Genomic DNA, 26894 nt, shown 5'->3' with positions numbered 1-26894 from the left:
CTGTCTTTTGCATGGATGACGGCGTCGTGGCGTGTCCAGGACCCCGCAGAATGGTCAGCAGGTTCACCCGGATGGTGTGGCTGAGACATGGCCAAACTGGGTGGCGGATGCAGGCGTGCCGCGCGAACATCAGTTGCTTGTGCTGTTTTGCACTGTTATGGTGCAATTTTTGTGGATTGTGATGCCCGCAAATAGAGGGTTCTACGAACGAACAACCAGGCCAAAAACGCTACCATTGGTTACCGTTGCCACCGCCTGAAGGCGCGCATCTTTTCTCCCAGGTCCCGGCCATGCTCAAGCGCATCCAAATCGAACATCTCACCCTGGGCATGTACTTGCACGAGTTCTGCGGCTCGTGGATGGAGCACCCCTTCTGGCGCGCCAAGTTCCTGCTCAAGGACCCCAAGGACCTCGCCCGCATCCAGTCCACCGCCATCCACGAGTGCTGGATCGACACCGACAAGGGCCTGGATGTGGCGCCAGGCACTGCTTCCGTCTCGCGCGAGGAGGCCGACGCCAAGATCGAGACCGACTTCAGCCGACTGGAAGACCTGCCCACGCTCAAGGTCACGCTGCCGCCCCCACCGCCGCCGCCCCAGCGCGACCGGACCGCCACGGACATGAAAAGCGAGCTCAAGCGGGCCGCCGCCATCTGCACGCAATCCAAGGAGGCGATGGTCTCCATGTTCAACGAGGCGCGCATGGGCCGTGCAGTGGACGCCGCGGGCGCGCAAAGCCTGGTCGAGGAGATCACCGACTCCGTCACGCGCAACCCCGGCGCCCTCATCAGCCTGGCGCGCCTGAAAACCGCGGACGACTACACCTACATGCACTCGGTGGCGGTGTGTGCGCTCATGGTGGCGCTGGCCAAGCAGCTCAAGCTCAAGGACGACCAGCAGCGCCTGGCGGGCATGGCGGGGCTCTTGCACGACCTGGGCAAGGCGGCGATCCCGCTGGCCGTCCTCAACAAGCCCGGCAAGCTCACCGACCAGGAGTTCACCGTGGTGCGCAGCCACCCGGTGGAGGGCTACCACATGCTCAAGGAAGGCTCTGGCGTGCCCGAGGCGGTGATGGACGCCTGCCTGCACCACCACGAAAAGGTGGACGGCACGGGCTACCCGGACAAGCTCAAGGGAGAAGGCATCAGCATCATCGCGCGCATGACGGCGATCTGCGACGTGTACGACGCCGTGACGTCCGACCGGCCCTACAAGCGCGGCTGGGACCCGGCCGAATCGCTGCGGCGCATGGCGGAGTGGACGAACGACCACTTCGATGCGCGGCTGTTCCAGGCCTTCGTCAAGAGCATCGGCATCTATCCGGTGGGCTCGCTGGTGCGGCTGACCTCCGGGCGCATCGGTGTGGTGACGGAGCAGGCGCCGGCGGCGCTTACCACGCCGATCGTGAAGGTGTTCTTCAGCACGAAGTCGGACCTGCGCATTCCGCCCGAACTGGTGGACCTGGCGGCGCCGGGGTGCACCGAGAAGATCGTGGCGCGCGAGGACCCGGACAAGTGGCGGTTCCCGGATTTGAACGAACTGTGGTCGGGGTTCTCGGTCAAGGCCTGGTGAAGCCTGCAGAATGCACAGGCCTGCGGTAGCGGACGCAGGCCTTCCCGTCTGTCCGTTCGCATTCTGGAGTGTGCTGTCCCCATGAAGCGTTTGCTGCATCCGATGTTTCGCACGCGGCTGTCCCTGGCCTTTGCGGCGCTTTTGGCGCTGGTGTGCGTGCAGGCTGCCTTTGTCTACGCAGGGGCTTACCGTGTGAACGACTACGCGCGCCACAGCCGCCTGGCGAGCGACATCCTGTCGGAACTGCTGGACCTGTCGGCCAACAAGCAGCGGCTGCGCGTGTGGGCCATGCAGCGCCTGATGAACGCCGATGCCAGCCCCGAGGTGCGCGAACGGCTCATCAGCAGCATGCAGCGCAGCGCCGCTGCGCTGGAGTCGCTGGCGGTGCAGGACGTCACGCTCTGGCGCGAGCTGGCCGAGCGCGACGGCATTGCAGTGCCGCAGGAGGTGCACCAGCTGGTGGGCGTCTCCGAGCTGCTCAAGGACAACATCCAGGCCGTGGATGCGCGCCTCAAGCCCCTGACCCCCCTGGAGCCTGGGGCCGAGTTTGCGGTGCTGTGGGAAGAGATCAACCAGGTGTTCGACATGGCCAAGGGCCGAGATCTGCGCGAGGTGCTCAACGGGGCGATCGAGCGCCAGCGGCTGACCGTGCCCATGGCGCGGGCCGCCACGGAGCGTGCGCTCGCGGCCCTGCGCGAAAAGGCCATCGCCATGGCTCTCATCACCCTGGCAGCGGCGGTCGTCATGGCCCTGAGCCTGAGCCGGCGCCTGCAGCAGCCGCTGGACCGCCTGCTCGCCGGCACGCAGGCGCTGCAGGCGGGTGCACTGGACCACCGCATCGCCACCGGCTCCCGGGACGAGTTCGACCATGTGGCGCAAAGCTTCAATGCGATGGCGCGGGAGCTGCAAAGCCACCGCGCAGCCGCCGATGCCGCCCGGCACGACCTGGAGGTGGCGGTGCACGACCGGACGCGGGAGCTCAGCGCTGCGCACGACACCCTCAAGCAGCTGGACGAGCGGCGCCGCCAGCTGTTTGCAGACCTCGGGCACGAACTGCGCACCCCCGCCACCGCGATCCGCGGCGAGGCCGAGATCGCCCTGCGCGGCAAGGACAAGCCCACCGCCGAGTACCGCCAGGCGCTGGGCCGCGTCATCAGCGGCATCGACCAGATGACGGGCCTGATCCATGACCTGATGCTGATCGCCAAGGCCGAAGCGGATCAGCTCGTCATGAAGCCCACCTCCACCGACCTGCCTGCGCTGCTGGCCGAGGCCGTCGACCAGGCCCGCACACTGGGCGCGGCCCACCGGGTCGACGTTCAGCTGGACCTGGGCGACGCGGCGGCAGCGCCGGTGCGCGTGCATGCCGATGCGGACAGGCTGGGCCAGGCGGTCATGATCGTTCTGGACAACGCCGTGCGCTACTCGCCGGAAGGGGCGTCGGTGGCCGTCTCGCTGCGCACCGATCCTTCGGTGGCGACCATCGTCGTCAGCGACACCGGGATCGGCATCGACGCGGACGAGCTGCCCCATGTGTTCGAACGCTTCGTGCGCGGCCAGCGGGCGCGTGCGCACCGCGCGGACGGCACCGGCATCGGCTTGTCGATTGCACAGTCCATCGTGCATGCGCATGCCGGGCAGATCGATGTGCAAAGCGTCGCCTTGCGCGGCACGACCGTTTGCATCTCCTTGCCGGTCATTGCCGCCGACGCGCCTGAATGGGCCTTGTGACCGTATGAATATCCTTGTCGTGGAAGACGATGCCCGTGTCGCTGACTTCTTGTTGCGGGGCCTGCGCGCGGAGGGCTACCGGGTCGAGCTGGCGCGCAACGGAGCCGACGGCCTTGCCATGGCCCGCACCACTGAGCCCGCCATCCTGATCCTGGACCTGATGCTGCCGGGCCTGAGCGGCCTGGAGCTGTGCCAGACGCTGCGCGCCGAGGGGCACCACGTGCCCGTGCTGATCCTGAGCGCCCTGGGCAACACCGCGGACAAGGTGCAGGGCCTGCGCCTGGGCGCAGACGATTACCTGACCAAGCCTTTCGCTTTTGAAGAACTGCTGGCGCGCATCGAAGCGCTGATGCGCAGGGGCCGCGAGCAAAAGCCCCGCTCCACCCTGCTGCATGTGGCGGACCTCACCCTGGACCTGGAGCGGATGAGCGCCAGCCGGGCCGGCCAGACCATTGCGCTCACCGCCAAGGAACTGGCGCTGCTGGAGCTGCTCATGAACTCGCCCGGCCGCGTGTACAGCCGCGAGCGCATCCTGTCGAACGTGTGGGGCACCAGCCAGGACCCCCTGACCAATGTGGTGGATGTCTACGTGCGCCGCCTGCGCGCCAAGATCGATGACGGGCATCCGCTCGCCCTCATCAAGACGGTGCGCGGCTTCGGCTACCGGCTGGACGACGTGCGCGAGTGATGCGTGGCAGGGCGGGCGGGCTTGCCCGCCCCGGCGCCCTGGCCTCAGGGCTTGCGCGGGCGCCCGGCGATGCCCAGCTTGCGCAGCCGATAGGCGAGCGTGGCACGGCTGATGCCCAGCAGCCGGGCCGCAGAGGCCACGTTGCCGCCGGCCGTGTGGAATGCCTGGCGCAACAGCTGCGCCTCGGCCTCGTGCAGCGGGGGCATCGCTGCTGCGGGTTGCGGCAGCGGCGGGCGCGCGGTCATCTGCAGGGGGGCGGGCGTGAACGGTGCGGCGGGCGCTGCCGCTGCTGCACCGCCCTGCAGCCTGGCCGTATGGTCTGCCGCCACCCTCAATGACAGCACGTCGTCCGCCAGCCTTTCGCCGCCGCTGAACAGGTGGTGGGGCTCGATGGGCTCCCCATCGGCGGCCAGGATCACGCTGCGCTCGATGAGGTTCTGCAGCTCGCGGATGTTGCCCGGAAAGGCGTAGTGGAACATCGCCTTCACGGCCGCCTGGCTGAACCCGGGCACCTGGCGCTGGTGCTTTTGGCGGTAGTGGGCGAGGAAGTGGCTCATCAGCAGCGGAATGTCGTCGCGCCGGTCGCGCAGCGGCGGCAGGTGGATGGGAAACACATTCAGGCGGTAGTAGAGATCCTCCCGGAAGGCCCCGGCGCGCACGGCCTGGCGCAGGTCCACATTGGTGGCGGCCACCACGCGCACATCGACGCTGAGTGTCCTGGTGCCGCCCACGCGTTCGACCTCCCCCTCCTGCAGCGCGCGCAGCAGCTTGCCCTGCGCGACGAGGCTGAGCGTGCCGATCTCGTCGAGGAACAGCGTGCCGCCATGTGCGCGCTCGAAGCGGCCCGGGCGCGAGGCCCCGGCCCCGGTGTAGGCGCCGCGCTCCACGCCGAAAAGCTCCGACTCGACCAGCGTGTCCGGAATCGCCGCGCAGTTGAGCGCCACGAAGGCATTGCCCTGGCGCGGGCTGATGCGGTGCAGCATGCTGGCGAACATCTCCTTGCCCACGCCGGACTCGCCGGTGAACAGCACGGTGGCCGCGGTCGGCGCCACGCGCTGCAGCATGTGGCAGGCTGCGTTGAAGGCCGACGACGCCCCCACCATCGCGGAAGACGCCCCCTGCTGCGCACCGGGCGCGGCGTGCGGACCGGCCGCGATCGGACGGCCCGCGGGCGTGCCCAGAAATGCCTTGCGCGGGGCGTTGGCGGTAGCGGCGGGCAGGCTGCCGACAAATTCCTGTGCGTTCAGGTACGCGAGGTCTTGCTGCACATCGTCCCAGCGTTCGGCGGATTTGCCGACCACGCGGCACTGCGCTGATCCGGACGAGCGGCATTCCACCTCCCTGAAGACGATCAGGCGCCCGAACAGGGTGCTCACGTAGCCGGTGGCGTAGCCCACCTGCATCCAGCAGGCCGGCGAGCCGCCCACGCCGTAGGCGGCGATGTGCTCGTCGTCCTCGCTGGAGTTGTGCCACAGGAATTCGCCCTCGTAGTCGCCGGTGTCGGCGTCGTAGCGCACATGCACCACCTCGACCTGCACCACGCCCTCCAGCGCGTGCAGCCGGGTGCCGGCGATGGCGGCTGCGGGCGGGTCGGCATCGGGCCACTGCTGGCGCACCAGGCGGGCATCGCGTGCGCCGCTCACGTAGCCTGCGCGCGTCAGCAGGCCGCGGGCCTTGTCCAGGCCGATGCTGTCGATCATCTCGCGGCGCAGCGAACCAAGAGCCTCGGAGTGCAGCAGGATCATGCGCTGGTCCTGCAGCCAGATGCGGCCGTCGCCCGGGGAAAAGAACAGGCACTCGCTGATGTCCGCCACCGTGGGGTGCACCTGCGCGACCAGCCCGGCCGTGTCGAAGCCCGCCAGCGCGTGAGCGTCGTCCGCGGCCGTCGGCGTCCGCCGCGTGGCGGCGGGATCAGCTTGGGGAGCGGGGGCCCGCTTCAGGTCGGCCAGGGACACGCGGCGTTGGATCATGGAGTTCACCAAAAATTGATCATTTGAGCAATCTGCACTGGCTCTTTTGATTATTGATGGTAACTATTTAAGGGCCTCAGGGCACCACTGCCGCCGTATTTCAGCCCTAGGGAAAGTCCGTAGCCGCCCCTCTCACAGAACCCGGGCGGCAGGCCCTGGCGGCCGCCTTGGCGGACATGTCGGGTACGCCCGTTGCAAACCGCAAGGCCAGTGCCGCGCCGTTGCGGCCAATGCCATGTACCAAGGAGCAATGCAATGGGTGTTTCAGAAAAACCGGGCCTGCTGGACAACCGCCTGTGGGCGGGCAAGGCCTTCGATGGGGGATGGGCCACGGCGCTGAATGCGTCGCGCGATGTGGCCGAGCCCGCCACAGGACAGGTGCTCAGCAGCGTGGGCATTGCCAGCGCGCAGGACATGCAGGCGTCCATCGGGCGCGCGCAGCAGGCGCAGCCCGCATGGGCGGCCCTCGGCCCGCGTGAGCGCGCCGCGGTGTTCCACCGTGCGGCCCAGGTCTTCGAGCAGCACTTCGGCGAGCTGGCGCTGGCCATCGCCCGCGAGACCGGCGGCATCCTGGCCAAGGGCCAGCACGAGGTGCGCGAGGCCATCACCCTGTGCCACCTGGCCGCCGGCTTGCCCCTGCAGGCCCAGGGCCAGGTACTGCCCAGCGCGCCGGGGCGCCTGTCCATCGCCCGGCGCGTGCCGCACGGCGTGGTGGGCGTGATCTCGCCCTTCAACTTTCCGCTCATCCTGGGCCTGCGTTCGGTGGCTCCGGCGCTGGCGCTGGGCAATGCGGTGGTGCTCAAGCCCGACACGCGCACGCCGGCCAGCGGTGGCTTCATCATGGCCCGCGTGTTCGAAGAGGCCGGCTTGCCCCAGGGGCTGCTGCAGGTGCTGCCCGGCGATGCCGAGGCCGGCGAGGCGCTGGTGGTGGACGAACGCGTGCCCATGATCGCCTTCACCGGCTCGCCCGCCGTGGGCCGGCGCATCGGTGCGCTGGCGGGGCAGCACCTCAAGAAGGTGTCGCTGGAGCTGGGCGGGGCCAACAACCTCATCATCCTGGAAGATGCCGACCCGGACGCCGCCGCCAGCGCCGCTGCTTTCGGCGCATGGTTCCACCAAGGGCAGATCTGCATGGCGGCCAACCGCATCCTGGTGCACGAGTCGATCGCGGGCGCCATCCTGCAGCGCCTGGTGGGCAAGGCCACGCACCTGCCCGTGGGCGACGGCGCGAGCGGCCAGGTGGCCCTGGGGCCGATGATCGACGCGAAGCAACTGGAACGTTTCGACCGCGTGATCCAGGACAGCATCGCGCAAGGCGCAAAGCTAGAAGCCGGTGGAGTCTTCCACGGTCTGTACTACCAGCCCACGGTGCTTTCGGGCGTCGAGCCTGGCATCCGCGCGTTCGACGAAGAACCGTTCGGTCCGGTCGCCAACCTTGTCACCTTTCGCACCGACGACGAAGCGGTGCAACTGGCCAACACCAGCCAGGGCGGCCTGGCCGCGGCCGTCATCAGCCCCAGCGTGGGCCGCGCGATGGCCATCGGACAGCGGCTGCGCGCCGGCATGGTCCACATCAACGACCAGACGGTGAACGACGAGTGCACCAACCCGTTTGGCGGCCCGGGCGTGGGTGGCAACGGCGGCAGCGTGGGCGGGCCGGCGGACATCGACGAATACACGCAGTGGCAGTGGATCACGGTGAAAGACGCGCCGCCTGCGTTCCCGTTCTGACCTCGCAAGCCCTTGGTGCAGCGTGGCCGCACCGAGGCCTGTGCTTGCCCCCACACCAAAAAACCGGAGACAACCCTCATGACCCTTCACAACAAAACCATCGTCGTCACCGGCTGCTGCTCGGGCATTGGCGCAGACTTCGCCAAGCTCGCCCGCCAGCAGGGCGCCCGCGTGATCGGCGTGGACCGCAATGCACCCACGCTCACGCTGGACGGCTTCGTTCAGGTGGACCTGGGCGATGCGGCCGCCATCGATGCCGCCGTGGCGCAGCTCCCCGCACGGGTGGATGCGCTGGCCAACATCGCTGGCGTGCCCGGCACATCACCCGCCGAACTGGTGGGCCGCGTGAACTACCTGGGCCTGCGCCATCTCACGCACCGCGTGCTGGAGCGCATGGGCGAGGGCGGCTCTATCGTCAACATCGCCTCCATCCTGGGCGCCGAGTGGCCGCAGCGGCTGGAGCAGCACCGCACGCTGGGTGCCACGGCCAGTTTCGACGAGGGCGCGGCATGGCTGGCCGCGCACCCCGTGCCCCAGGAGACCTGCTACCAGTACTTCAAGGAGGCGCTGATCGTATGGACCGTCACCCAGTCGCAAAAGATCTTCATGGAGCGCGGCGTGCGCATGAACTGCGTGGCCCCCGGGCCCGTGTTCACGCCCATCCCGGGCGACTTCGTGCAGATGCTGGGGCATGACCGCGTGGAGAAGGACGCGCACCGCATGAAGCGCCCCGCTTTCAGCGACGAGGTGGCGCCGGTGATCGCCTTCCTGTGCAGCGACGCGGCGCGCTGGGTGAGCGGCGCCAACATCCCGGTGGATGGGGGACTGGCCTCCACCTACCTCTGAGCCAGGGCGCCCCTGTGTGCACGGCAACGGCAGGCCCTCTTGCCCGTTGCTTCGGCCCCTGCGGCGCCGGCGAACGTTCAGTTCAGGCCTGCTGCGGCCTGGCAGTCCTGAGCCAGCGGATCTCCTCGATCAGGTCCGCCAGTCCGGCACGGATGAAATCCAGCGTGGGGGCATCGTTCAGGCGCCCGTCCTGGATGCGCGAGGCCACGCCGGCGATGGCGATGTGCTGGCGCACCAGCGGCCGGGCCAGCGTGGCAGCCAGGGCGTCGCGGATCTGGGCCTGGGCGCGCACGCCACCGGCCGTGCCGGGCGATGCCGTCATGATCAGCGCCGGCTTGCCCTTGAGCGGCGAGGCGAAGCCCGGGCGCGAGGCCCAATCGATGGCGTTCTTGAGCACGCCGGGGATGCCGTAGTTGTATTCGGGGGAACAGATCACGAGCCCGTCGGCACCCGCGATGGCGGCTTTGAGCTGCGCGACGGAGGCCGGCGGCGAGTCGCCGTCCAGGTCGGCGTTGTACAGAGGGATGTCATCCAGCGCAGCCAGATCCAGTGTGGCCGTGGCCGGCAGCAGTGGCGATAGGCTGCGCAGCACGGCCGTGCAGTGCGATGCGCGGCGGATGCTGCCGGAGATGGCGACCAGGCGAATGGGGGTGTCGATGGCGGCAGTCACTAGGGTTTGCTCCTTGTTCGAAAGGCGCGAGTTTATGCATAAAATTCAAATCATGTATGAAAAAGAACAACCCACGCGCACGCCGCCTTTGGTCGACCAGGCTTTCCTGCAACTGCGCCGCGATGTGCTGAGCGGCACCTACGGTGCGGGCGCCAAGCTCAAGCTCGACGAGCTGCAGACGGCCTACGGTTTTTCCAGCAGCCCGCTGCGCGAGGCGCTGAGCCGTCTGGCCCAGGAGGGGCTGATCCGTGCGGACGAGCGGCGCGGCTTTCGGGTGGCGGCAATCTCGGCGGCCGACCTGGCCGACATCACCCGCATGCGCGTGATGCTGGACGTGCAGGCCCTGCGCGAATCCATCGACCACGGCGACGACGCCTGGGAGGCTGCGGTAGTCGGCGCCTACCATCGGCTCGAGAAGGTGGAATCCCGGCTGGGCGACGGCCCCGTGGTGCTCGACGACGGCTGGACCGATCTGCACACGGCCTACCACAGGGCCTTGATCAGCGCCTGCCCGTCGGAGCGCCTGCGCAACTGGAGCGCCAGCCTGTTCGACCAGGCCGAGCGCTACCGCCGCTATTCCGCGCGCTTTCGCAAGACCTCGCGGCGCAAGTCCAACGAGCACCGCAAGCTCATGGACGCCACCCTGCGGCGCGATGCGGATACCGCCTGCGCGCTGCTCGAAGAGCACATCCTGAGCACCGAGCGCAACGTTCTGGCGGTGCTCGACCAGGTGGTCCAGCACCAGCAGGGGGCCTGAGACCGAGCCTCGGCTTCCTGCCCTCCCCACGCCCTGCGGGGTGCGCTGCCGGTGCAGCGCCCTCGCGACGACAAAGCCCCGCCCTGCGGGGCTTTGTCGTTTCTGGCCGTCCGCCGATGGTGCGTTGGCTTGCGCGAGCCGCACCCCCAAGCTGGCGGAGACGATCCGCCGCACCTCGCCACCACAGCGTTGAAAACCACTTCTGACCTTGCGTTCCATTTTGTGCTTGGTGTAAACCACTATGCATTAATTTTGTTTTGTGCATAAAAATTACTTCACGCACCAAACGCGGACAAGGTGATGGGTCTGGCACGCCGCGTTGGCCGCCTTCTCTTTCTGTCTCTCACAAACGCTCAAGGAAAACCATGAAACTGATGTCCTACTCGCTGGCCGGCCGTGACACCTGGGGTGTCGTCATCGCCGATGGCGTGGCCGAACTGGCCACGCGCACCGGCCATGCGACGCTGGCCGACTTCATCGCCAGCCCCGACTTCGCGCGGCGCGATGCGCTGGTGGCGGGTCTCAAGCCCGACGCCAGGCTGGCCGACGTGGCCTTCCTGCCCGTGATTCCCCGCCCGGAAAAAATCGTTTGCGCAGTGCGCAACTACATGGACCACCACCAGGAGGTGCTGGCCGCGGGCATGCAGCGCGAGCTGTCCGAGCAGCCGCCGATCTTTCTGCGCGTGTGGCGCTCGCAGACGCCGCACCAGGGGCCCATCGTGCGTCCGCACGTGTCGGAATCGCTGGACTGGGAAGGCGAGCTGGCCGTGGTCATCGGCAAGCAGGGGCGGGACATCGCCGAAGCCGATGCGTGGAACCACGTCGCGGGCTACAGCTGCTACAACGATGCGAGCGTGCGCGAGTGGCAGTTCCACGCCAAGCAGATCGCGTCGGGCAAGAACTTCGAGTCCACCGGCGCCTTCGGCCCCTGGATGGTGACGGCCGATGAGATCGCGCCGGGCCGCGAGCTCAAGCTGGAGACTCGGCTGAACGGGGCTGTGGTGCAGTCCAGCCACACGGGCCACATGATCTTCTCCATCCCGCGCCTCATCGCCTACGCCTCAACCATCTTCACCCTGGTGCCTGGCGACGTGATCATCACCGGCACGCCTGCGGGCGTGGGCTGGAGCAAGAAGCCACCGCTGTTCATGAAGCCCGGCGACGTGGTGGAGGTGGAGATCGAGGCCGTCGGCCTGCTGCGCAACCCGGTGGTTGCACAGGCCTGAGTCGCCTCGCCACCCGATCCCGTCCATCCATACCACCACCCGGGCAGAGCCAGGTCCCACGCGGCCGCCGCCCATCGGAGACAAGCAACATGCACAGAAGACACATCCTGGCCGCCTGTGGCGCGGCGGCCCTGTCCTGGCCGGTACGGCCGGTCCTGGCGCAGGCGTATCCCGAACGCGCCATCAAGCTCTACCAGGGCTTTGCGCCCGGCGGCAATGCCGATGCGATTGCGCGCGCCGTGGGCATGGAGATGTCCAAGGCACTGGGCCAGCCCGTGGTGGTGGAGGCCCAGTCGGGGGCGGGCGGCACCATCGCCGCCACCACCGTCGCACGCGCCAGGCCGGACGGCTACACCCTGCTGCTGGCCACCGGCGGCCATGCGGTGGCGGGGGCGCTGTACAACACGCTGCCCTACAAGTCGGTGGCCGACTTCGAGATGGTCTCCACCGTCACCTACTTCCCGTTCCTGATCGTCGTCAACGCCAGCTCCAAGGTGCAGGGCCTGCGCGAGGTGCTGGCCGCCGCCCAGGCGGCACCGGGCACGGTGGCCTACGGCACGGCGGGGGTGGGCTCCACCCACCACCTGGCGGGCGAGCTGCTGGCCAGGCTGGCGCGGGTCCAGCTGCTGCATGTGCCCTACCGGGGCGACGCAGCGGCCCTCACCGCTTTGCTGGCGGGGGACGTGCCCTTCATCATCGCGCCGCCCACGGCGGTGCTGTCCAACATCCAGGCGGGCAAGCTGCGCGCCATTGCGACCACCGGGCCCCAGCGTTGGCCGGGCCTGGCCCATGTCCCCACCGTGATGGAGCAGGGCGTGGCGGGCTACGACGTCCGCTCGTGGGCGGGCCTGATGGCGCCCGCCGGCACGCCCCGGCCCGTGGTGGACCGGCTCCATGCCGAAACCCTGCGCGCCCTGCAGGCACCTGCCGTGCGCCAGCGCCTGGAGGACATGGGCGGCGAGGCGCGCGGCAGCACCCCCGAGGAAATGAAGGCCATGGTCAGCCACGAGCTCGAGAAATGGCAGCAGGTGGTGGCCGATGCCAAGATTCCGAAACAATGAACTGAACGCATTCACTGAAAGACCGTCCGCATGACACTGATCGCCATCCGCAAACGCAGCCTCACCATCGAGACCATCCACCACGAGGGCGGCCCGCCAGCGGACACGCCGCTGCGCGTGGCGTCGGCCTGCGCGGTGATCCGCAACCCCTACGCCGGCCGCTACGAGCCCGACCTGCTCCCCTTCATGGCCGAGCTGCGCGGCCTGGGCACCGTGCTCGCGCAGGAGCTGGTGGACACCCTGGGCAAGGAGAACGTGCAGGCCTACAGCAAGGCCGCCATCGTCGGCGTCAATGGCGAGCTGGAACACGGGGCGGTGTGGCACGAAGCCGGCGGCTGGGCCATGCGCCAGGTGCTGGGCGAGCCCAAGGCCATCGTGCCCTCGGCCAAGGCGGTGGCTGCCACCGGGTACCGGCTGATGGTGCCGCTGCACTACATCCACGCCGCCTATGTGCGCAGCCACTACAACAGCGCGGAGGTCGGCATCCAGGACGCGCCGCGCCCCGATGAAATCCTGTTCGCGCTGGTGATGGCCGACGGTGGCCGGATCCACTCCCGCCTGGGCGGCCTCACGCGCGAGCAAGTCTCCGTGCACGACGGGCAGCGCTGAACATGGCAGACACCACCATGGCGAACACGACGATGAAGGCCGTGCAGTTGCAGGTCACCGGCGGGCCCGAGGTCCTGTCGCTGGTCGACCTGCCCGAGCCCCGGCCGGGCCCGGGCGAAGTGCGCGTGCGGGCGCACGCCATCGGCGCGGGCGGCCCGGACGTGCTGATCCGCAACGGCACCTACAAGTGGATGCCGCCGCTGCCAGCCGTGCCCGGCAATGAGCTGGCAGGCGTGGTGGACGCCGTGGGCCCGGGCGTGGCGCGCCTGGCCGTGGGCGACCGCGTGCTGGTGAGCGCGCGCGAGCTGCCCCAGCGCGGCGGCTGCTACGTGCAGGCGATCTGCGTGGCCGAGGCCGTGCCTTTCGTGCTGCCGCAGAGCATTGCGTTCGACGACGCAGTGAGCCTGGGCAACTTCCAGCTGGCTCTGGCGCTGCTGGCCAGCAACGGCAACCTGCCGGCGCAGGCCATCCTCGTGCCGGGCGCGGCCGGCGGTGTGGCCACCGCGCTGTCGCAGGTGGCGCGGTCGCGCGGGCTGCGGGTGATCGGTACCGCGTCCACGCCGCAAAAGCAGGCCTTTGCCCTGGAGAACGGCGTCACCGACCTGGTCGACGGCGATGTACAGGCCTTGCCGCAGCGCGTGATGGAGCTCACCGGCGGCCGGGGCGTGGACCTGGCGTTCGACCATGTGGGCGCGGCGCTGTTCATCGCCTGCCTGCGATCGCTTGCCCCGTCGGGCATGGCGGTGTCGTACAACATCCTTGCGGGTCCGCCGTCTGCCGACGTGTTCGACGAACTGCGCAAGCTGCTGGCCAGGAGCCTGGCCATCCGGACTTTCTCCATTCACGCGGTGGATGCCGACGTCGCGCAGCGCCGCGGGCTCATGGAGCAGGCCATTGCGCTCATGGCCAGCGGCCAGGTGCGCGCACCGCGCGCCATGCGCCTGCCGCTGGCGCAGGCCCGCCAGGCCCATGAGCTGCTGGACAGCGGTGGCACGCTGGGCAAGCTGGTCCTCGTTCCCTGAACTGTGTGGAGCCCGTCACCATGAGCACCCCCTACACCGCGAACCTCTCGCACTGTGGCATCTTCTGCCGCGACCTGGAGGTCATGAAACGCTTCTACACCGGCGTGTTCGACATGCAGGAGACCGACCGGGGCGAGGGCGTGACCTTCCGCTTCGAGATCGTGTTCCTGAGCGGCCGCGACGACCAGCACCACCAGCTGGTGCTGGCCGGCGGGCGCGGCGCCGATGCGCCCAGCACGGTGATGCAGCTGTCCTTCAAGGTCCAGACCCTGGACCACCTGCGCGAGGCGCGCCGCCGGGCCCTGGCGCTGGGCGCGACCAGGATGCGGGGGCTCAACCACGGCAACGCCATCTCCATCTACTGCATGGACCCCGAAGACAACACGGTGGAGGTGTACCTCGATACCCCGTGGTACGTGAGCCAGCCCCATGGCGACCCGCTGGACCTGGACCAGGACGACGAGGCCATCTGGGCGCAGACCGAGCGCGTGGTGCGCACCGATCCGAGCTTCATGCCGGTGTCTGAATGGGCCGCGCGGTTCGCACTGCGCAGCCAGGCACTCAAGACATCGCCACAGACAGCCCCGGGGCCCTGAGTGTCGGGTGGCCGTCCTCCGGGGCCAGCATGGACACGGTGCGCAACGGGTGGGGTGGCGGCACGCAGGATGGCGTCAAATATGCCGCTACCGCTTTCCAGTGAAGGTTTATTTGCTATAAATTAAATAGCATTTTGGGTTCCGCGCGTCAATCGGTGGCGGGAGACTCCGCAAGGCCCGCCAGCACCAGCCGAAACTCGGCGCCGCGACCCACGTCGCTGTCCACCTCCAGCGTACCGCCGTGGCGCTGCACCACGGTGTGCACCAGCGCCAGGCCCAGGCCCACGCCGCTCACCGCAGGATGGCTGCGGTCGTGCAGGCGTTGGAAAGGGGCGAACAGCTGGCCTTGCATCTGCGGCGCGATGCCCGGCCCCTGGTCCCGTACCGATACCACCCACCGGGTGCCCCGCGGCGTGATGGCGCATTGCACGGCGCTGCCCGCAGGGCTGAACTTGATGGCGTTGTGCAGCACGTTGGTGAGGGCGCGGCCCAGCAGCGACCGGTCCCCGAGCGTGGGCGCTGTGTCGGGTGTGGTCGTGACGAGCACGTCCACACCGCCGTCGCGCGCCAGGGCCCAGGTGTCGTCCACCGTCTCTGCCAGCATCGCCACCAGGTCCAGCGGCGCCATGCGGTACTCCTGCGACTGCGCGCTGGCCAGGTGCACGAAGTTCTCCGCCATGCCCAGCGAGGTGCGCGCATAGCGCTCGATGCGCCGCAACATCTCTTCGTCCGCCATGCGGCCGGGGTAGGCGCGTTGCATCTCCAGCAGGGTGAGGATCGACGCGTTGGGTGCACGGATGTCGTGCGAGATGAAGTTCATCGCCTGGTCGCGCTGCTGCTGCGCGTGCCGCATTTCGGTCAGGTCCACCAGCGTGATCAGCCAGCCCGCCTTGGCCAGGTCGGTGAAGCGCTTGCACTGCACCAGCAGGCTGCGCCCGCGTGCGTCGTGGCCTTCGCTTTGCTCGGGCATATCCCCTCGGCGCAGGCTCTCGGCGGTGACCAGGGTCTGGCCGGTGCGCGTGTGCACCAGGTCGTGCAGCAGGTCCGCCACTGACTGCCCTTGCAGCGGCAGAGCGGCATCTCCGCCCACGTGCCTGCGGGCGGCCATGTTGGTGAGCAGGATGCGGCCTTCGGGGTCGCAAACGATGGTGGGCGAGGGCAGTTGCTGCAGGCTCTCGCTCACGAAGTGGTGCAGGTCGCGCAGCTGGCGCGACGCCCGCTCCACGGCGTTGATGCGCTTTTCCAGGAAGTCGCCGCCATCCCCGGCGCTGCCTGCCAGCCGCAGTGACAGCCCGTCGCGCTGCAACCGCTCCATCTCCTGCCGCAGAAACTGTGCGGCGGCGCTCAGGCGCCGCCAGCTCCACAGCGGGTAGGCGAGCACCAGGCCCACCAGGGCCGCTGCAGGGGCCACGTGCACGCCCAGCCACCAGGGCAGGGCCACGCCCAGCAGCAGGGTGCCCACAGCCAGCAGGGCGCTGGTGAGCAGCGCGACGAACGGGCCGGCCAGCAGCAGTGCGAGCAGGGCGCATGCCACGGGCACCAGGTTGAAGAGGGTGTTGGCCACAGGCCCGGCGGGCCGTATGCCGACGCCCGAAAGCCGGCTGTCGAGCACATGGGCCACCACCTCCACGCCCGGCATCAGCCGCGATTGCTGGCTCACGGGCGTGGCAAACATGTCGCCAAGCCCCGATGCCGCAGCGCCGACCAGCACGTACTTGCCGCGAAATGCGTCTGCCGGCACCTGGCCGCGCAGAACGTCGATGTAGGAATAGGTGGCGAAATGCCCCGGCCCGCCGGCATAGGCGATCAGCGTGCGGTCCTGCCGCTGCCACGCGCCGGTGCTGGCTGCGGCCGGGGGCGTCGCAGGCAGGGCGCAGCCGGGGGCCTCGGGCTGGCCCACGCAGTACAGAGCCGTGCTGAAGTGGGGCCAGGACGCTGCGCCGGGGCCTTCGGCCAGATAGAAGCTGCGCACCACGCCGTCGGTGTCGGGATCCACATGCACATGCCCCAGCCGGGCCGCCGCCTCGGCCAGGGGCGGCCACGGCAGTTCGGCCTGGCTGGCCGCGGGGCCATGGCCGCGCCGCAGCATGGGCAGCACCACGCGGCCGCTGCGCGCCACGGCGTCGGCCAGCAGCGCATCGTCTTCGGGATAGTCCTGGTCTTGCTCGCTGAAGAGTACGTCCATGCCAATGGCGCGCGGGGCCTGCGCCGAGATGCGCGAGACCAGTTCCGCATGCAGCGCGCGGCGCCAGGGCCACCGGCCGATGGTGGCGATGCTGCGGTCGTCGATGGCGACGATCACGATGTCGGGGTGCGCGGGGCGCGACAGCAGGCGCAGGCCCGCGTCCTGGACCAGGTGGTTCATCCGGCCCAGGCTGGCGGGCGGGCTGAGCCACGCCACCAGCGTCAGCAGAACGATGGCCAGCAGGCTCCATTCAAGGCGCCGCTGTCGGCCGCGGCTGCGTGCGAGGGTCCACATGGGTCAGAAGCGCCGTACTGCGTACAGGTAGAGGCACTGACCCGGGCCGCCGCGCGGCGCGATGCCGCCTGGCCGCGCCGGGCTCAAGGACGCCCCAGCGGCTGGCCGCTGGATGTGGACACGGGCAGGCCCGCGCCGGTGCGGATGCCTGAGCCCACGCGGATCTGGCGCGCAGGAGAAAAATCGCTGTCCAGGCCCGTGGGGTCCAGCACCTGGATGCGCACCAGGTACTCGCCGGGCGTGAGCGCGCTGCCGGTCCACTGCGGTGTGTCGAGCACGGTGTCCAGGGTCACGTTCTCGAAACCAGGGTCGGAGGCGGCCGCCAGTTGCAGGCGAAACCTCTGGCCGGGCCGGGCGGGCCAGTGGAGGTGCACGGAGGTATCGCCGTCCTGGGCTTGCAGGGACTGCGCAGACAGCGCGGCGGGCCGGTCGGCCACCGTGAAGGGCTGCGGTGGCGCAAACGGCCCCTGGTCAGCCTGATCGGCCTGGGCGCCCTGGACGCGGGGCAGCTCGCGCAGGCTGGCAGCGCGCCAGACGTACTCGCCCGGCGGCAGGCTGGGGATGGCCAGGCGGCAGTCGGTCAGGCGCTGCTCGTCCAGCACGGGCTGGGCCCATAGCGCCTCGCCGGTCTTGCCGGCCTCGCTGGCGGCCACCTGCACGCGGTACCACCGCACGCCCGGCACCTGCGTGCACCGCAGTTCCCCGGCGCCCCGCGCCACCACCGCGCCGGGCGAGGGCGCCTGGTACAGCGGGGGCACGGGCCGTGTCTTCACGGCGATGGGCAGCACCGCGGGCACGCCGGGGATGCCTGCGTCATCCAGCCCCCGCACCGAGAGGTAGTAGCGCCCATCCTCCAGCGCCTTCCACCGCAGCTGTCCGTCGGCAAAGCGGCCGTGGCGCAGCACCTGCGTGAAGTCTGCGTCCTGCGCAATCTGGGCCTCATACCTGGCGGCACCGGCCAGGGCCGGCACATCGATGGCCAGCAAACCCGCGTCACCCAGCGTGGCGGGTATGGCGGAAGTGTCGGGTGCCGGCAGCAAAGGGCGGGGCGCTCCCACCGTGCCATCGGCGGCCACGGCCAGGCCGTGCCCGGGTGCGAGCAGGGCGGTGGGTGCGGAAGACGCCGGTTGCGCCGTGGTGCTGTCGCCCTGGCGCGCCTGCACCGCCACCGATCCATTCAGCACCGAAGCCGTGGTCGTACCGGTGTCCGTCATCGCCACACTGAAGTGGGTGCCGCGCACGCTGGTGACGGCCAGTGGCGTGCGCAGCTCGAAGCGGCGAAACGGCTCAGCACTGGGCGGCACCGACGATTCCACCGCGCCGCTGCGCATCTCCAGCACCGACTGCACGCTGCCTGCGCGGCCGCGCCGGCGCAGCTGCCGCAACTGCAGCTCGGAGTGGGCCTGCACGCGCACCACGGTGCCGTCAGCGAGCCTGACGGCCACGAAGGCGTCGGGGCCCACCTGCAGCGCGGTGCCTTCCTCGAGCTTGCCGCCCTGGGCCACCGGCGCGCGCAGCCCACCCGCGCGGCCCTGCGCGGTGACCGTGCCGTGGACGAACTCCACCGTGGCCGACTCCGCGGGCTGCAGGCGCACGGGGATCCACACCACCGAGCCGGGTTGCAGCCGCCGTGGGTTGGCGACCTTGTTGCGGGCCTGCAGCAGCGGCCATTGCCGGGGAGCATCCAGGTAGGCGCGGGCCAGGCCCTCCAGCGTGTCGCCGTCCTGCACGGTGTGGGCGATCTCGTCGTCCTGCGGGCTGGGGGTGTCGGCGCGCGCACCAGGTGCGGCCACGCCTGCGATGCACACGGCAAGGCCCAGGGCCGACAGCGGATGGAAGGCTCGCCGGGTCGGGCGGTGAATGCTGGCCAATTGAGAATCTCCTGTTGTGCGCCGGGTCGGCGGTGCGCTGGCGGCCTGGGGGTATCGGGACGCCAACGGCAATGGTCATGCCCATGTCAGGCGTCTTGCGGGCCCGCTTCAGGCTCTTTTCTGGGCCTCGACGGCTTCGAAGCGGTAGCCCACGCCGTACACCGCCGAGACGATGAAGCCGTTGGCGGGGCGCAGGTCCAGCAGGGTGCGCAGGCGCGAGATGTGGGTGTCCAGCGAGCGGGACATGACGTCGGCCACCTGGCCCCAGATGATGTCCTTGAGGTGATCGCGCGACAGCAGCCGGCCCATGTTCTGAAACAGGAACAGCGCCAGGTCGTACTCGCGGTTCTTGAGCTCGACGGCCACGCCATCGACCTCGATGGAGCGGGTTTCGGGCAGAAAGCGGTAGCGGCCGAACTCCATGACGCCGCCCGCATTGTCGGGGTAGGCGCGCCGCAGCAGTGCGGCCACGCGTGCCGTGAGCTCGCCGATGCGCACCGGCTTGACCATGAAATCGTCCGCCCCGCTGCCCAGGCCTTCGACGATGTCGCGTTCTTCCTGGCGGTGGGTCACGAACAGGATGGGCAGCTGGGTCCCCACGTTCTTGCGCACCCAGCGCACGACTTCGGGCCCGGTGGTGTCGGGCAGATGCCAGTCCACGATCAGCAGGTCGAAGGTTTCTCGGCGCAGTTCGCGCAGGAATTCCGCGCCATTGAGGTGCGTGTGGCACACGTGCCCCATCGCTTCGGTGGCCTGCTTGATCAGGTCCAGTTGCAGCGCGTCGTCGTCCAGTGCGGCAATTCGCATGGTGTCCCCCTGTCCAAAATATCCAACCTCGGATTATTTGCGAGAACGGGGAATGCACGCGGACCGTGCCCGACGGGGCTTGCGCCGGTTGACATTTGTTGACCTTGTGATGGAGGCACCGCCGGACCGGCACGATCGCGCCTGCACCACGCAGCACGGGGAGTGCCCTGCGTGCGGTCCGCCAAGGCCTGCCGCAGCGGCCAGGATGCGGGGCCGGTCAGCGGCCGGCCGCAGCGGGCGCACCGATCTCGCGCACCAGCCGCATGCCCACCAGGGTGTAGCGTGTCTCCGGACTGTTCCAGTTGCGGTAGCCGCAGCGCGCATAGAACGACCATGTGTGCCACGAGCCCCCCCGACGCACGCGCACCGAGCCTTCCGCCGGGCCCTGCGGGTCGTCGGCCGGCGACTGCGCGTAGTAGTCATCGCCATGCCAGTCCGACACCCATTCCCAGGCATTGCCCAGCATGTCGTGCAGGCCGAAGGCGTTGGGCTGGTAGCTGCCCACCGGTGCGGTGAATGCGTGGCCGTCGTTGCCTGCCAGGGCGTGCTGCTGCCAGCGGGGCCACAGGGGCGCGGCGGCCTGGTCGAAGACGTTGGCCGACCGCACCAGGCCCTCGGGGTCGTCGCCGTGCGGGTAGCGGGTGCGGGTGCCCGCACGGCAGGCGTATTCCCACTCGGCCTCGGTGGGCAGGCGGTAGCGGTGGCCCTCGGTGCGGCTCAGCCAGGCGGCCAGGGCCTGGGCGTCGTTCCAGGTGACGTTGACGACCGGGTGGTCGTCGCCCTGCGCAAAGCCGGGGTTGCGCCAGGAATAGCGCGGGTCGCGTCCCTCGAAGGCGTCGCCCCGGCGCGTGGTGGCCGGGTCGTACTGCGCGTTGTAGCCGTACCCGCCGGTGCCGTCCGCCACCGACTCAGGCACGTAGCCCGAGGCCTCGAGGAAGCGCCGGAACTGGCCCACCGTGACCTCGTGCTGCCCCATGTAGAACGCGCGGCGGATGCGCACCGTGTGCGCGGGTTGCTCGTCGGCCAGGTCGGTGAAGCGCTTCGCCTCCAGCGTGGGGTAGGCGCGGGCCAGGGTTTCGGGCGGTTCGACGCCCCCCATCGTGAAGCTGCCTGCGGGCACCTGCACGAACACCATGCCCAGGCTGTTGGTCCATGTGTTGGCGGGTGCTGCAGCGGTGGTGGTGTTGCCCGCGCTGGCCTTCGGACCCGGATATGCAGCGCAGCCCGCCAGTGCCGCGGCCAGCGCCACGGACCCGGCAGCCCGGACGGACCGTCTCATGGCTGGCCGTTGGGGGATTCGCTCACGCATTCAAAGACCAGGCGCGAGCCGTCGTTGCGCAGCAGCTTGGGAAACAGCATGAGCTTTTGGCACTCGCGCGTGGCGGCACCGTAGGCGGGCGCAGTGTCCGTGCCGTACACCGGCACGCTGAAGGTGCGGTCCCGGCCCGAGGCCATGGCCGAGGAGGGGCGGGTGGTGGCGGCGTTGCAACCCGCCAGCAGGGCGACTACGCAGAGCGAGGCGGTCAAAAGCTTCATGGCATCTCCAGGTCCAGCGGACAGATGGAGCCAGTTTAAGCACAACACGGGGCCCCACGCCATGGCAAGCGCGCCGCATGCGGTGCGCCTCTCAGGGTGTCTACCGTGTGCAGAACGGGTGATGGGAGATACAGTGTGTTACACGCAATCGGGCACAAAAGCATCGCATTCCATCGCGTGAAGAGGGGCAGGGGATGGCAACCAGTCGGATACCGGACGGGTCGAAGGATGCGTGGCAGTCCTGGGCGCTGCGGGTGCTGGCTGCGCTGGTGTTGCTGGCACTGCTGCACCTGCTGCCCGTGTGGACGCCCCTGGAGCGGCTCGAGTACGACCTGCTCAACAGCCTGACCGCGCCGGTGCGCCCGGACGCTGGCGTGCTGGTGGTGGGGATCGACGAGCCCAGCCTGGCCGAATTGCAGCAGTCGCCGCCGTTGCCGCGCCGCCTGCACGCCCAGTTGCTGGACGCGCTGGCCGCCGCAGGCGTGGCCGCGGTCGGGGTGGACCTGCTGCTGGCAGAGCCGCAGTCCCCCGCGGACGACGCCGCCCTGGCCCGCGCGCTGCAGGGCCGGATGCCCGTGGTGCTGGCCAGCGCCGAGGTGGCGGTACAAAGCTCGCAGGTGGCGCAGTACCGGCAGACCCTGCAACCCATCTTCACCCAGGCGCCGCACGGCAGCGTGGGGGTGGCGGTGGACGACGATGGCGTGCTGCGCCGCGCCCCCCTGGGCAGCGATGCGTTCTGGCGCGTGCTGGCGCACGCTGCCGGGCGCCCTGTCATTGCGCCGCCGCCGGGTGCGCTGATGCGCCACTACGCGCCCGAAGTGGCGCTGCCCTACGCCCACTACAGCCAGGCCCTGGCGCCTGGCAGCCGCTTGCCGGCCGGCGCGCTGCAGGGCCGGCTGGTGCTGCTCGGCCAGAACACGCCGGTGGGCGGGGTGGACCAGTTCACGACACCGCAGCGGGTGCTGGGCGGGGGCACGCAGTCCGGTGTGTTCGTGCATGCCACGGCCCTCATCAACGGCCTCACGGGCGACTGGATCGTGCCCGCGCACCCGGGGGGGCCTGCGCTGCAGGCGCTGCTGGCCGTGGCATTCGCCGCGTGGGGCACACGCCGCTGGAGCGGCTGGCGCGCAAGCTGGCTCACCGTGGCGCTGTCGCTGCTGGCGTTGATCGGCACCTTCTGGGCGTACCTGGTGGGTGTGTGGTGGAGCGCGCTGCCCACGCTGGCCGGCCTGCTGCTGCACCTGAACGTGGGGGCGGCCGGCAGCTACTGGCGCGAGCACCGCCGCCGCGAGCAGTTGCGCGGCGACTTTGCACGCTATGTGCCGCCTGCGGTGGTGGACGCGCTGGCCGCTGCGGGCGCGGCCAGCGTGGCCGTGCAGGGCGAGCGCCGCGTGCTCACGCTGCTGTTCTCGGATTTGGCGGGCTTCACCGCTGCCAGCGAGCACCTGCCGCCCGAGTCCGTGGCGCATGCGCTCAATGCCTATTTCTCGCGCATGACGCACTGCGTGCACCAGCATGGCGGCACGCTCGACAAGTTCATCGGCGATGCCGTCATGGCGTTCTGGAATGCACCCTTGCCCGAGCCCGACCACGCCGAGCGCGCGCTGGCGTGCGCGCAGGCCATGCAGGCCGAGATGCTGGCGCTGCGTGCCGCGTGGCAGGGCACGCCGTTCGGCGAGGTGCGGTTGCGCATCGGCCTGCACACGGGCGAGGCGGCAGTGGGGCACCTGGGCTCGCACCAACGTTTCACCTACACCGCGGTGGGCGACGCGGTGAACACCGCCGCGCGGCTGGAAGGCGCGAACAAGGCCTTTGGCACCGGCATCCTGCTGTCGGCTGCCACGCGCGCGGCACTTCCCCCGGACAGCGCCGCGCTGCGGCACCTGCTGTGGCTGGACACCGTGGTGCTGGCCGGGCGCAGCGCGGGCATCGATGTCTACACCCCGTGCGACGACGCCGCGCTGGCGCAGATCAGCCTGTCGCTGCACCGCCAGGTGCTGGCCGGCGATGGGGCCGGTGCGCTGGAGTGCTGCGCGCAGTGGCAGGCGCAGGCCAAGCAGCACGCGCCGCAGTGGGTTGCGCACGCCGCGCAGTGGCGCGAGCGGATCGCGATGGGGGTGCAGGACCCGCCGCCGGCGCGGGCCCAGGGCGGCGGCGTTCAGGCGGGCGACGCCGGCCTGCCCCCGCCCCCGTCTCCGACATGGGGGGCGGGGGCCCGCGCGCTCGACAAGTCCTGAGTCCTGAAGCTCCGTGTCAAGAAAGGCCCGTCCCATGCGAACAAACCGCCGCGTCTCGATGACCCCTTTGGGCCTGGCCGTCGCCGCACTGGCATGCCTCGCAGGCCCCTCTGCCTGGGCCCAGTGCGCTGGCGTGGCCGCGGTGCCCGGTGTTGCCGCCGCGCAGATCGTCGCCCTGGCCGGGCAGGGGCAGACGCGTGCCCCGGGCGTGGAGCCCTGGTCGCCCGCCGTGCTGGCGCAGCAACTGGGCAGCGGGGCCGACGTGCGCACGCTGGCGCTGTCATCGGCCGCGCTGCTGCTGGCCGACCGCACGCAGATCCGCATGGCGGCCCAGGCGCAGGTGCGCCTGTGCGAATCGCAGCCCGCGCGCACGGTGCTGGAGCTGGCCGCGGGCCGCCTGTGGGCCCGCACCAAGAAGACCCCGGCATCGCTGCAGCTGCAGACCCCTGCAGCCCTGGCCGTGGTGCGCGGCACCGACTGGGATGTGCAGGTGGATGCCCAGGGCCGTACCACGCTCACCGTGCTCTCGGGCCTGGTGGAGCTGAGCAACGCGCAGGGCAGCGTGCAGCTGGGCCCCGCCGAGCAGGGCTACGTGGAGCCTGGCCAGGCCCCCGTCAAGCGGCTGCTGGTACAGCCGCGTGAACGGGTGCAGTGGGTGGCGGCGTACCCGGGCGATGCCACGCGCTGGGCCGAGTTCGCGGCACCCGGCCTCGCTGGGCCCCTGCAGGCCGTGCGCACCGACCTGCGCGGCGGCCAGTGGTCGCGTGCCCGCGACCGGTTGCTGGCGCTGTCGGCGCGCGGCGAAGGGGGCGCGGTGGTCGAACTGGTCCTGGCCGACCTGGAGGTGTTTGACGGCGAACTGCATGCCGCCCAGGCGCGGCTCGCCGCCGCGTGGCAGCGCCTGCGCGACCCGCGCACCGCGGCACGCCGGGCCGAGTTGCTCATGGCGCTGGACCGGGGCGAGGTGGCCCGCGCCTGGATCGCCGAGACCCGGGCCACCGCACCCGACGCGGTGGAGCTGCTGCTGGCCGATGCCGACTGGCACCGCCTGGACGGCCAGGGTGATGCCGCCCTGGCCCTGTACCGGCAGGCGGCAGACCGCGCGCAGGGCGACGCGCAGCAAGCGGCGGCGCTGTGGGGCCTGGGTCGTGCACAGCAGGAGCGGGGCGACCTACATGTCGCCCGCACCACCCTGGCGCGGGCCGTGGCGCTGGCACCCGACCACCCGGTCTACCGCGCGGAGCAGGCCACGGCGGACACCGAGGCGATGCGGCTGGCCGACGCGCGCACCGGCTTTGATGCCGCCCTGGCCTTGGCGGGCGACGACTACACCAGCCTGGCCGGTGCCGGCCTGCTGGCGCTGCAGCAGGGCGATGCCGACGCCGCGCGCACGCAACTGCTCAAGGCGCTGGTGATCGAGCCCCGCTATGCCCGCGCCCAGGTGTGGCTGGCCGTGGCCGAGTACCGGCTGGGCGAGCTGGCCGCGGCCTTCGACTCGCTGGACCGGGCGCGGCGGGCCGACCCCCACGACCCGCTGCCCTGGCAGATCGAATCCATCCTGCGCAACGACAGCGGCCAGCCCGAGGCCGCGATTGCCGCCGCGCGCCAGGCGCTGGTGCTGCTGCCGTACCTCAAGTCGCTGAACCCGCTGGCATCGGACAGCCAGGGCTCGGCCAACCTGGGCAAGGCGCTGGGTGATTTCGGGCTGGAGCACTGGGCACGGGCCTATGCGCAGCAGTCGTACTACCCGCTCTGGGCGGGCAGCCACTTCTTCATGGCCAACCGGTACGAGAGCAGCTTCAGCCGCAGCTCCGAGCTCTACCAGGGCTACCTGGCCGACCCATTGGCCTTTGGCGCGAGCGAAAAGCAGCCCCCTTTGCTGCGCACCACGGGCAGCGAATGGCTGGCCGGCGCCAGCGCACAGCGCGGCCCGGTGCACGATGCGGGCGTGGCCGACCTGGGCCACCGGGGCCTGGCCGCAGCGCCCGTGCCGGTGGCCTGGCGCGTCGGTGTCGAAGGCCAGCAGCAGGACCCGCGCGACGGCACTGGCAGCTACCGGCTGCTGTCCTCGGGCGTGCGCATCGGTGTGGGCATCAAGCCCACGGACCGGCTCAGCCTGCTGCTGCTGCACTTCGAGGACCGCACGCGCTACTCCGTGCCGGGCGGGCTGGTCGACAGCGACGGCGTCGTCTTCAACACCCAGGCGCGCAGCCCCACGCGGCGCTCGGACGTGGGCGGCGCGTGGCGCTGGTCGGCCGACGAGCAGACCTGGCTCAAGGCCGGGCGCGCCAGCTACGGCGACAGCAAGGCGCTGCAGCAATCCCTGGTCGGTGCATACGACGAGCGCAGTGCCGACACGGCCGACAGCCTCATGCTGCGCCACACGGTGCAGCATGGCGCCCAGCGCTGGAGCGGGGGCTGGGAGCGCAGCCGTGTGCGCCTGGGTTTCCACCGTGCGTACTCGCTGGTCACGCGCAGCGAGGACTCCGACCTGCGCTTCGACATGCCTTGGCTCGCGCTCGAGACCACCCACGGCCCGTGGACCTGGCATGCGCAGGCGTCGTGGCCGCGCTTTGACATGCACTACCGCGCCCGCGTGTTGGCGGGAGCCTCCGGCGAAGACCTGCGCGCGCCCGTGCTGGACCAGGGCGGCCACCCCCGGCGTTGGTTGCCGCGCCTGGGCGTGTCGTACCGCTTCGGCCCCGGACGCGCGCTGCACGCGGCCTACATCGAGAGCATGCATGCCCCGGCGGCCAACACGCTGGCACCCGTGTCGGTAGGCGCCATTCCCATCGACCACCAGTACCAGATGCCGGGAAGCCTGGTGCGCAAGAGCGCCGTGCAACTGGACTGGGAGATCGACGCGCGCACCTTCGGCTATGCCAGCCTGTCGCAGCAGACCATCGCCAACGCCATGTACACGGACGGCAGCCTGCTGTACATGCCCAACGTGCTGGTGGGCGAGCGGGTGGAGTCGCTGGGCCCGCTGATCCAGACCGCCGAGACCGCCGTGGACGCCTACAACGGCACCCCCCTGTTCGACAAGGGCCGGCTGCGGCAGGCGGGCGCGGCGCTCAATCGCATCTTGACCCCGCGCTGGAGCCTGCTGGCGGGCTACACCTGGGCGCAGGCGCGCAACACGGGCGACTGGGTGCCGGGCAACGCGCTGCCGGGGTTCCCGCGGCACACGCTGGTGCTGGTCAACGTGTGGCGGCACGGCGGGCGCGACTACACCTATGGCTCGCTGGTGTACCGCAGCACCCGCTTCACCACCGTGCTCAATGGTCGCAGCGAGGCGCCGGGCTGGAGCCTGGCGCTGGCCCATTCCATGGACCTTTCGGACCGGCGGTGGTCGCTGATCGGCTCGGTGCAGGCGCCGCTCGACGGGCGGGACAAGCCTACGCTGTGGATGCGCGTGCGGTATCGGGACTAGATGTCGGATGTTTTTGGCCGCTGGCGCTTGTCCATCGAGCGCCAGCAGCTATC

General features: G+C 70.2%; 20 protein-coding genes. 13 read left to right on the top strand and 7 right to left on the bottom strand.

Features of this window, described 5'->3' with window-relative positions; genetic code table 11:
* Window positions 1-290: 290 nt before the first annotated feature.
* The 3 genes from ACIGHN_RS06620 (at window position 291) to ACIGHN_RS06610 (ending at window position 3990) form a co-directional block, all read left to right on the top strand.
* On the top strand, window positions 291-1571 hold the full coding sequence (locus ACIGHN_RS06620; protein ID WP_056416476.1) for an HD-GYP domain-containing protein: 1281 nt from the start codon (window positions 291-293) through the stop codon (window positions 1569-1571).
* Window positions 1572-1673: 102 nt separating this feature from the next.
* Window positions 1674-3302: an ATP-binding protein gene (locus tag ACIGHN_RS06615; RefSeq protein ID WP_396503915.1), complete on the top strand. Its 1629-nt coding sequence runs from the start codon at window positions 1674-1676 to the stop codon at window positions 3300-3302.
* A gap of 4 nt (window positions 3303-3306) precedes the next feature.
* A complete protein-coding gene (locus ACIGHN_RS06610; RefSeq protein ID WP_056416473.1) occupies window positions 3307-3990 on the top strand; it encodes a response regulator transcription factor in 684 nt (227 codons plus the stop codon).
* Between the two features lie 44 nt (window positions 3991-4034).
* Here the strand turns inward: ACIGHN_RS06610 and ACIGHN_RS06605 are convergent, their stop codons facing one another.
* A complete protein-coding gene (locus ACIGHN_RS06605; RefSeq protein WP_396503748.1) occupies window positions 4035-5960 on the bottom strand; it encodes a sigma 54-interacting transcriptional regulator in 1926 nt (641 codons plus the stop codon).
* A gap of 255 nt (window positions 5961-6215) precedes the next feature.
* Between ACIGHN_RS06605 and ACIGHN_RS06600 the strand changes: the two genes are divergently transcribed.
* Both ACIGHN_RS06600 and ACIGHN_RS06595 read left to right on the top strand, forming a co-directional pair.
* Window positions 6216-7691 (top strand): benzaldehyde dehydrogenase, encoded by a 1476-nt coding sequence (locus tag ACIGHN_RS06600; protein WP_396503746.1) that lies wholly within the window; start codon window positions 6216-6218, stop codon window positions 7689-7691.
* 78 nt (window positions 7692-7769) lie between these two features.
* On the top strand, window positions 7770-8537 hold the full coding sequence (locus ACIGHN_RS06595) for a coniferyl-alcohol dehydrogenase (protein ID WP_396503744.1): 768 nt from the start codon (window positions 7770-7772) through the stop codon (window positions 8535-8537).
* A gap of 82 nt (window positions 8538-8619) precedes the next feature.
* On the opposite strand, the gene ACIGHN_RS06590 is transcribed toward ACIGHN_RS06595, so the two are convergent.
* Complete coding sequence (locus ACIGHN_RS06590) at window positions 8620-9207, bottom strand: NADPH-dependent FMN reductase (RefSeq protein WP_396503743.1); 588 nt, start codon at window positions 9205-9207, stop codon at window positions 8620-8622.
* 34 nt (window positions 9208-9241) lie between these two features.
* Here ACIGHN_RS06590 and ACIGHN_RS06585 point away from each other — a divergent pair, with 34 nt between their 5' ends.
* The 6 genes from ACIGHN_RS06585 to ACIGHN_RS06560 all read left to right on the top strand — a co-directional run bounded on the left by ACIGHN_RS06585 (window position 9242) and on the right by ACIGHN_RS06560 (window position 14478).
* Entirely contained in the window at window positions 9242-9964 is a 723-nt protein-coding gene (locus tag ACIGHN_RS06585) for a GntR family transcriptional regulator (RefSeq protein ID WP_056416462.1), read from the top strand.
* A 365-nt stretch (window positions 9965-10329) separates the two neighbouring features.
* A complete protein-coding gene (locus ACIGHN_RS06580; protein WP_056416459.1) occupies window positions 10330-11190 on the top strand; it encodes a fumarylacetoacetate hydrolase family protein in 861 nt (286 codons plus the stop codon).
* 89 nt (window positions 11191-11279) lie between these two features.
* Complete coding sequence (locus ACIGHN_RS06575; protein ID WP_396503741.1) at window positions 11280-12251, top strand: Bug family tripartite tricarboxylate transporter substrate binding protein; 972 nt, start codon at window positions 11280-11282, stop codon at window positions 12249-12251.
* A gap of 30 nt (window positions 12252-12281) precedes the next feature.
* Window positions 12282-12860, top strand: coding sequence for an amino acid synthesis family protein (locus ACIGHN_RS06570; protein ID WP_396503739.1), 579 nt, complete (start codon window positions 12282-12284; stop codon window positions 12858-12860).
* A 17-nt stretch (window positions 12861-12877) separates the two neighbouring features.
* A complete protein-coding gene (locus ACIGHN_RS06565; RefSeq protein WP_396503737.1) occupies window positions 12878-13882 on the top strand; it encodes a zinc-dependent alcohol dehydrogenase family protein in 1005 nt (334 codons plus the stop codon).
* Between the two features lie 20 nt (window positions 13883-13902).
* Window positions 13903-14478 carry a VOC family protein gene (locus ACIGHN_RS06560; protein ID WP_396503735.1) on the top strand — a complete coding sequence of 192 codons (576 nt, stop codon included), beginning with the start codon at window positions 13903-13905 and terminating at the stop codon, window positions 14476-14478.
* Window positions 14479-14626: 148 nt separating this feature from the next.
* Here ACIGHN_RS06560 and ACIGHN_RS06555 read toward each other — a convergent pair whose 3' ends face one another.
* The 5 genes from ACIGHN_RS06555 to ACIGHN_RS06535 all read right to left on the bottom strand — a co-directional run bounded on the left by ACIGHN_RS06555 (window position 14627) and on the right by ACIGHN_RS06535 (window position 21171).
* Window positions 14627-16957 (bottom strand): CHASE2 domain-containing protein, encoded by a 2331-nt coding sequence (locus ACIGHN_RS06555; protein WP_396503733.1) that lies wholly within the window; start codon window positions 16955-16957, stop codon window positions 14627-14629.
* An 83-nt stretch (window positions 16958-17040) separates the two neighbouring features.
* Window positions 17041-18828: a FecR domain-containing protein gene (locus ACIGHN_RS06550; RefSeq protein WP_396503731.1), complete on the bottom strand. Its 1788-nt coding sequence runs from the start codon at window positions 18826-18828 to the stop codon at window positions 17041-17043.
* Between the two features lie 108 nt (window positions 18829-18936).
* Entirely contained in the window at window positions 18937-19635 is a 699-nt protein-coding gene (locus tag ACIGHN_RS06545; protein WP_056416444.1) for a response regulator transcription factor, read from the bottom strand.
* 217 nt (window positions 19636-19852) lie between these two features.
* Window positions 19853-20914: a formylglycine-generating enzyme family protein gene (locus ACIGHN_RS06540; RefSeq protein WP_396503728.1), complete on the bottom strand. Its 1062-nt coding sequence runs from the start codon at window positions 20912-20914 to the stop codon at window positions 19853-19855.
* Window positions 20911-21171 (bottom strand): hypothetical protein, encoded by a 261-nt coding sequence (locus tag ACIGHN_RS06535; RefSeq protein WP_396503726.1) that lies wholly within the window; start codon window positions 21169-21171, stop codon window positions 20911-20913. Before ACIGHN_RS06535 ends, ACIGHN_RS06540 begins: the two co-directional genes overlap by 4 nt.
* Window positions 21172-21365: 194 nt before the next feature.
* Here ACIGHN_RS06535 and ACIGHN_RS06530 point away from each other — a divergent pair, with 194 nt between their 5' ends.
* On the top strand, window positions 21366-23408 hold the full coding sequence (locus ACIGHN_RS06530; RefSeq protein ID WP_396503724.1) for a CHASE2 domain-containing protein: 2043 nt from the start codon (window positions 21366-21368) through the stop codon (window positions 23406-23408).
* A gap of 34 nt (window positions 23409-23442) precedes the next feature.
* Window positions 23443-26841, top strand: a complete 3399-nt coding sequence (locus ACIGHN_RS06525; RefSeq protein WP_396503723.1) for a FecR domain-containing protein — start codon at window positions 23443-23445, stop codon at window positions 26839-26841.
* The last annotated feature ends 53 nt before the right edge of the window (window positions 26842-26894 follow it).

It is taken from the genome of Acidovorax sp. NPDC077693, assembly GCF_044542805.1.
Classification (GTDB): Bacteria; Pseudomonadota; Gammaproteobacteria; order Burkholderiales; family Burkholderiaceae_C; genus Acidovorax.
Note: the sequence above shows the minus strand (reverse complement) of the source record. Positions and strands in the feature narration are given on the sequence as shown.

Coding starts and splice junctions, on each gene's coding strand:
- ACIGHN_RS06585 (WP_056416462.1), top strand. CDS start 9,242: ATGCATAAAATTCAAATCATGTATGAAAAAGAACAACCCACGCGCACG.
- ACIGHN_RS06620 (WP_056416476.1), top strand. CDS start 291: ATGCTCAAGCGCATCCAAATCGAACATCTCACCCTGGGCATGTACTTG.
- ACIGHN_RS06605 (WP_396503748.1), bottom strand. CDS start 5,960: ATGATCCAACGCCGCGTGTCCCTGGCCGACCTGAAGCGGGCCCCCGCT.
- ACIGHN_RS06600 (WP_396503746.1), top strand. CDS start 6,216: ATGGGTGTTTCAGAAAAACCGGGCCTGCTGGACAACCGCCTGTGGGCG.
- ACIGHN_RS06525 (WP_396503723.1), top strand. CDS start 23,443: ATGCGAACAAACCGCCGCGTCTCGATGACCCCTTTGGGCCTGGCCGTC.
- ACIGHN_RS06570 (WP_396503739.1), top strand. CDS start 12,282: ATGACACTGATCGCCATCCGCAAACGCAGCCTCACCATCGAGACCATC.
- ACIGHN_RS06540 (WP_396503728.1), bottom strand. CDS start 20,914: ATGAGACGGTCCGTCCGGGCTGCCGGGTCCGTGGCGCTGGCCGCGGCA.
- ACIGHN_RS06610 (WP_056416473.1), top strand. CDS start 3,307: ATGAATATCCTTGTCGTGGAAGACGATGCCCGTGTCGCTGACTTCTTG.
- ACIGHN_RS06530 (WP_396503724.1), top strand. CDS start 21,366: ATGGCAACCAGTCGGATACCGGACGGGTCGAAGGATGCGTGGCAGTCC.
- ACIGHN_RS06565 (WP_396503737.1), top strand. CDS start 12,878: ATGGCGAACACGACGATGAAGGCCGTGCAGTTGCAGGTCACCGGCGGG.
- ACIGHN_RS06545 (WP_056416444.1), bottom strand. CDS start 19,635: ATGCGAATTGCCGCACTGGACGACGACGCGCTGCAACTGGACCTGATC.
- ACIGHN_RS06595 (WP_396503744.1), top strand. CDS start 7,770: ATGACCCTTCACAACAAAACCATCGTCGTCACCGGCTGCTGCTCGGGC.
- ACIGHN_RS06580 (WP_056416459.1), top strand. CDS start 10,330: ATGAAACTGATGTCCTACTCGCTGGCCGGCCGTGACACCTGGGGTGTC.
- ACIGHN_RS06555 (WP_396503733.1), bottom strand. CDS start 16,957: ATGTGGACCCTCGCACGCAGCCGCGGCCGACAGCGGCGCCTTGAATGG.
- ACIGHN_RS06615 (WP_396503915.1), top strand. CDS start 1,674: ATGTTTCGCACGCGGCTGTCCCTGGCCTTTGCGGCGCTTTTGGCGCTG.
- ACIGHN_RS06575 (WP_396503741.1), top strand. CDS start 11,280: ATGCACAGAAGACACATCCTGGCCGCCTGTGGCGCGGCGGCCCTGTCC.
- ACIGHN_RS06560 (WP_396503735.1), top strand. CDS start 13,903: ATGAGCACCCCCTACACCGCGAACCTCTCGCACTGTGGCATCTTCTGC.
- ACIGHN_RS06535 (WP_396503726.1), bottom strand. CDS start 21,171: ATGAAGCTTTTGACCGCCTCGCTCTGCGTAGTCGCCCTGCTGGCGGGT.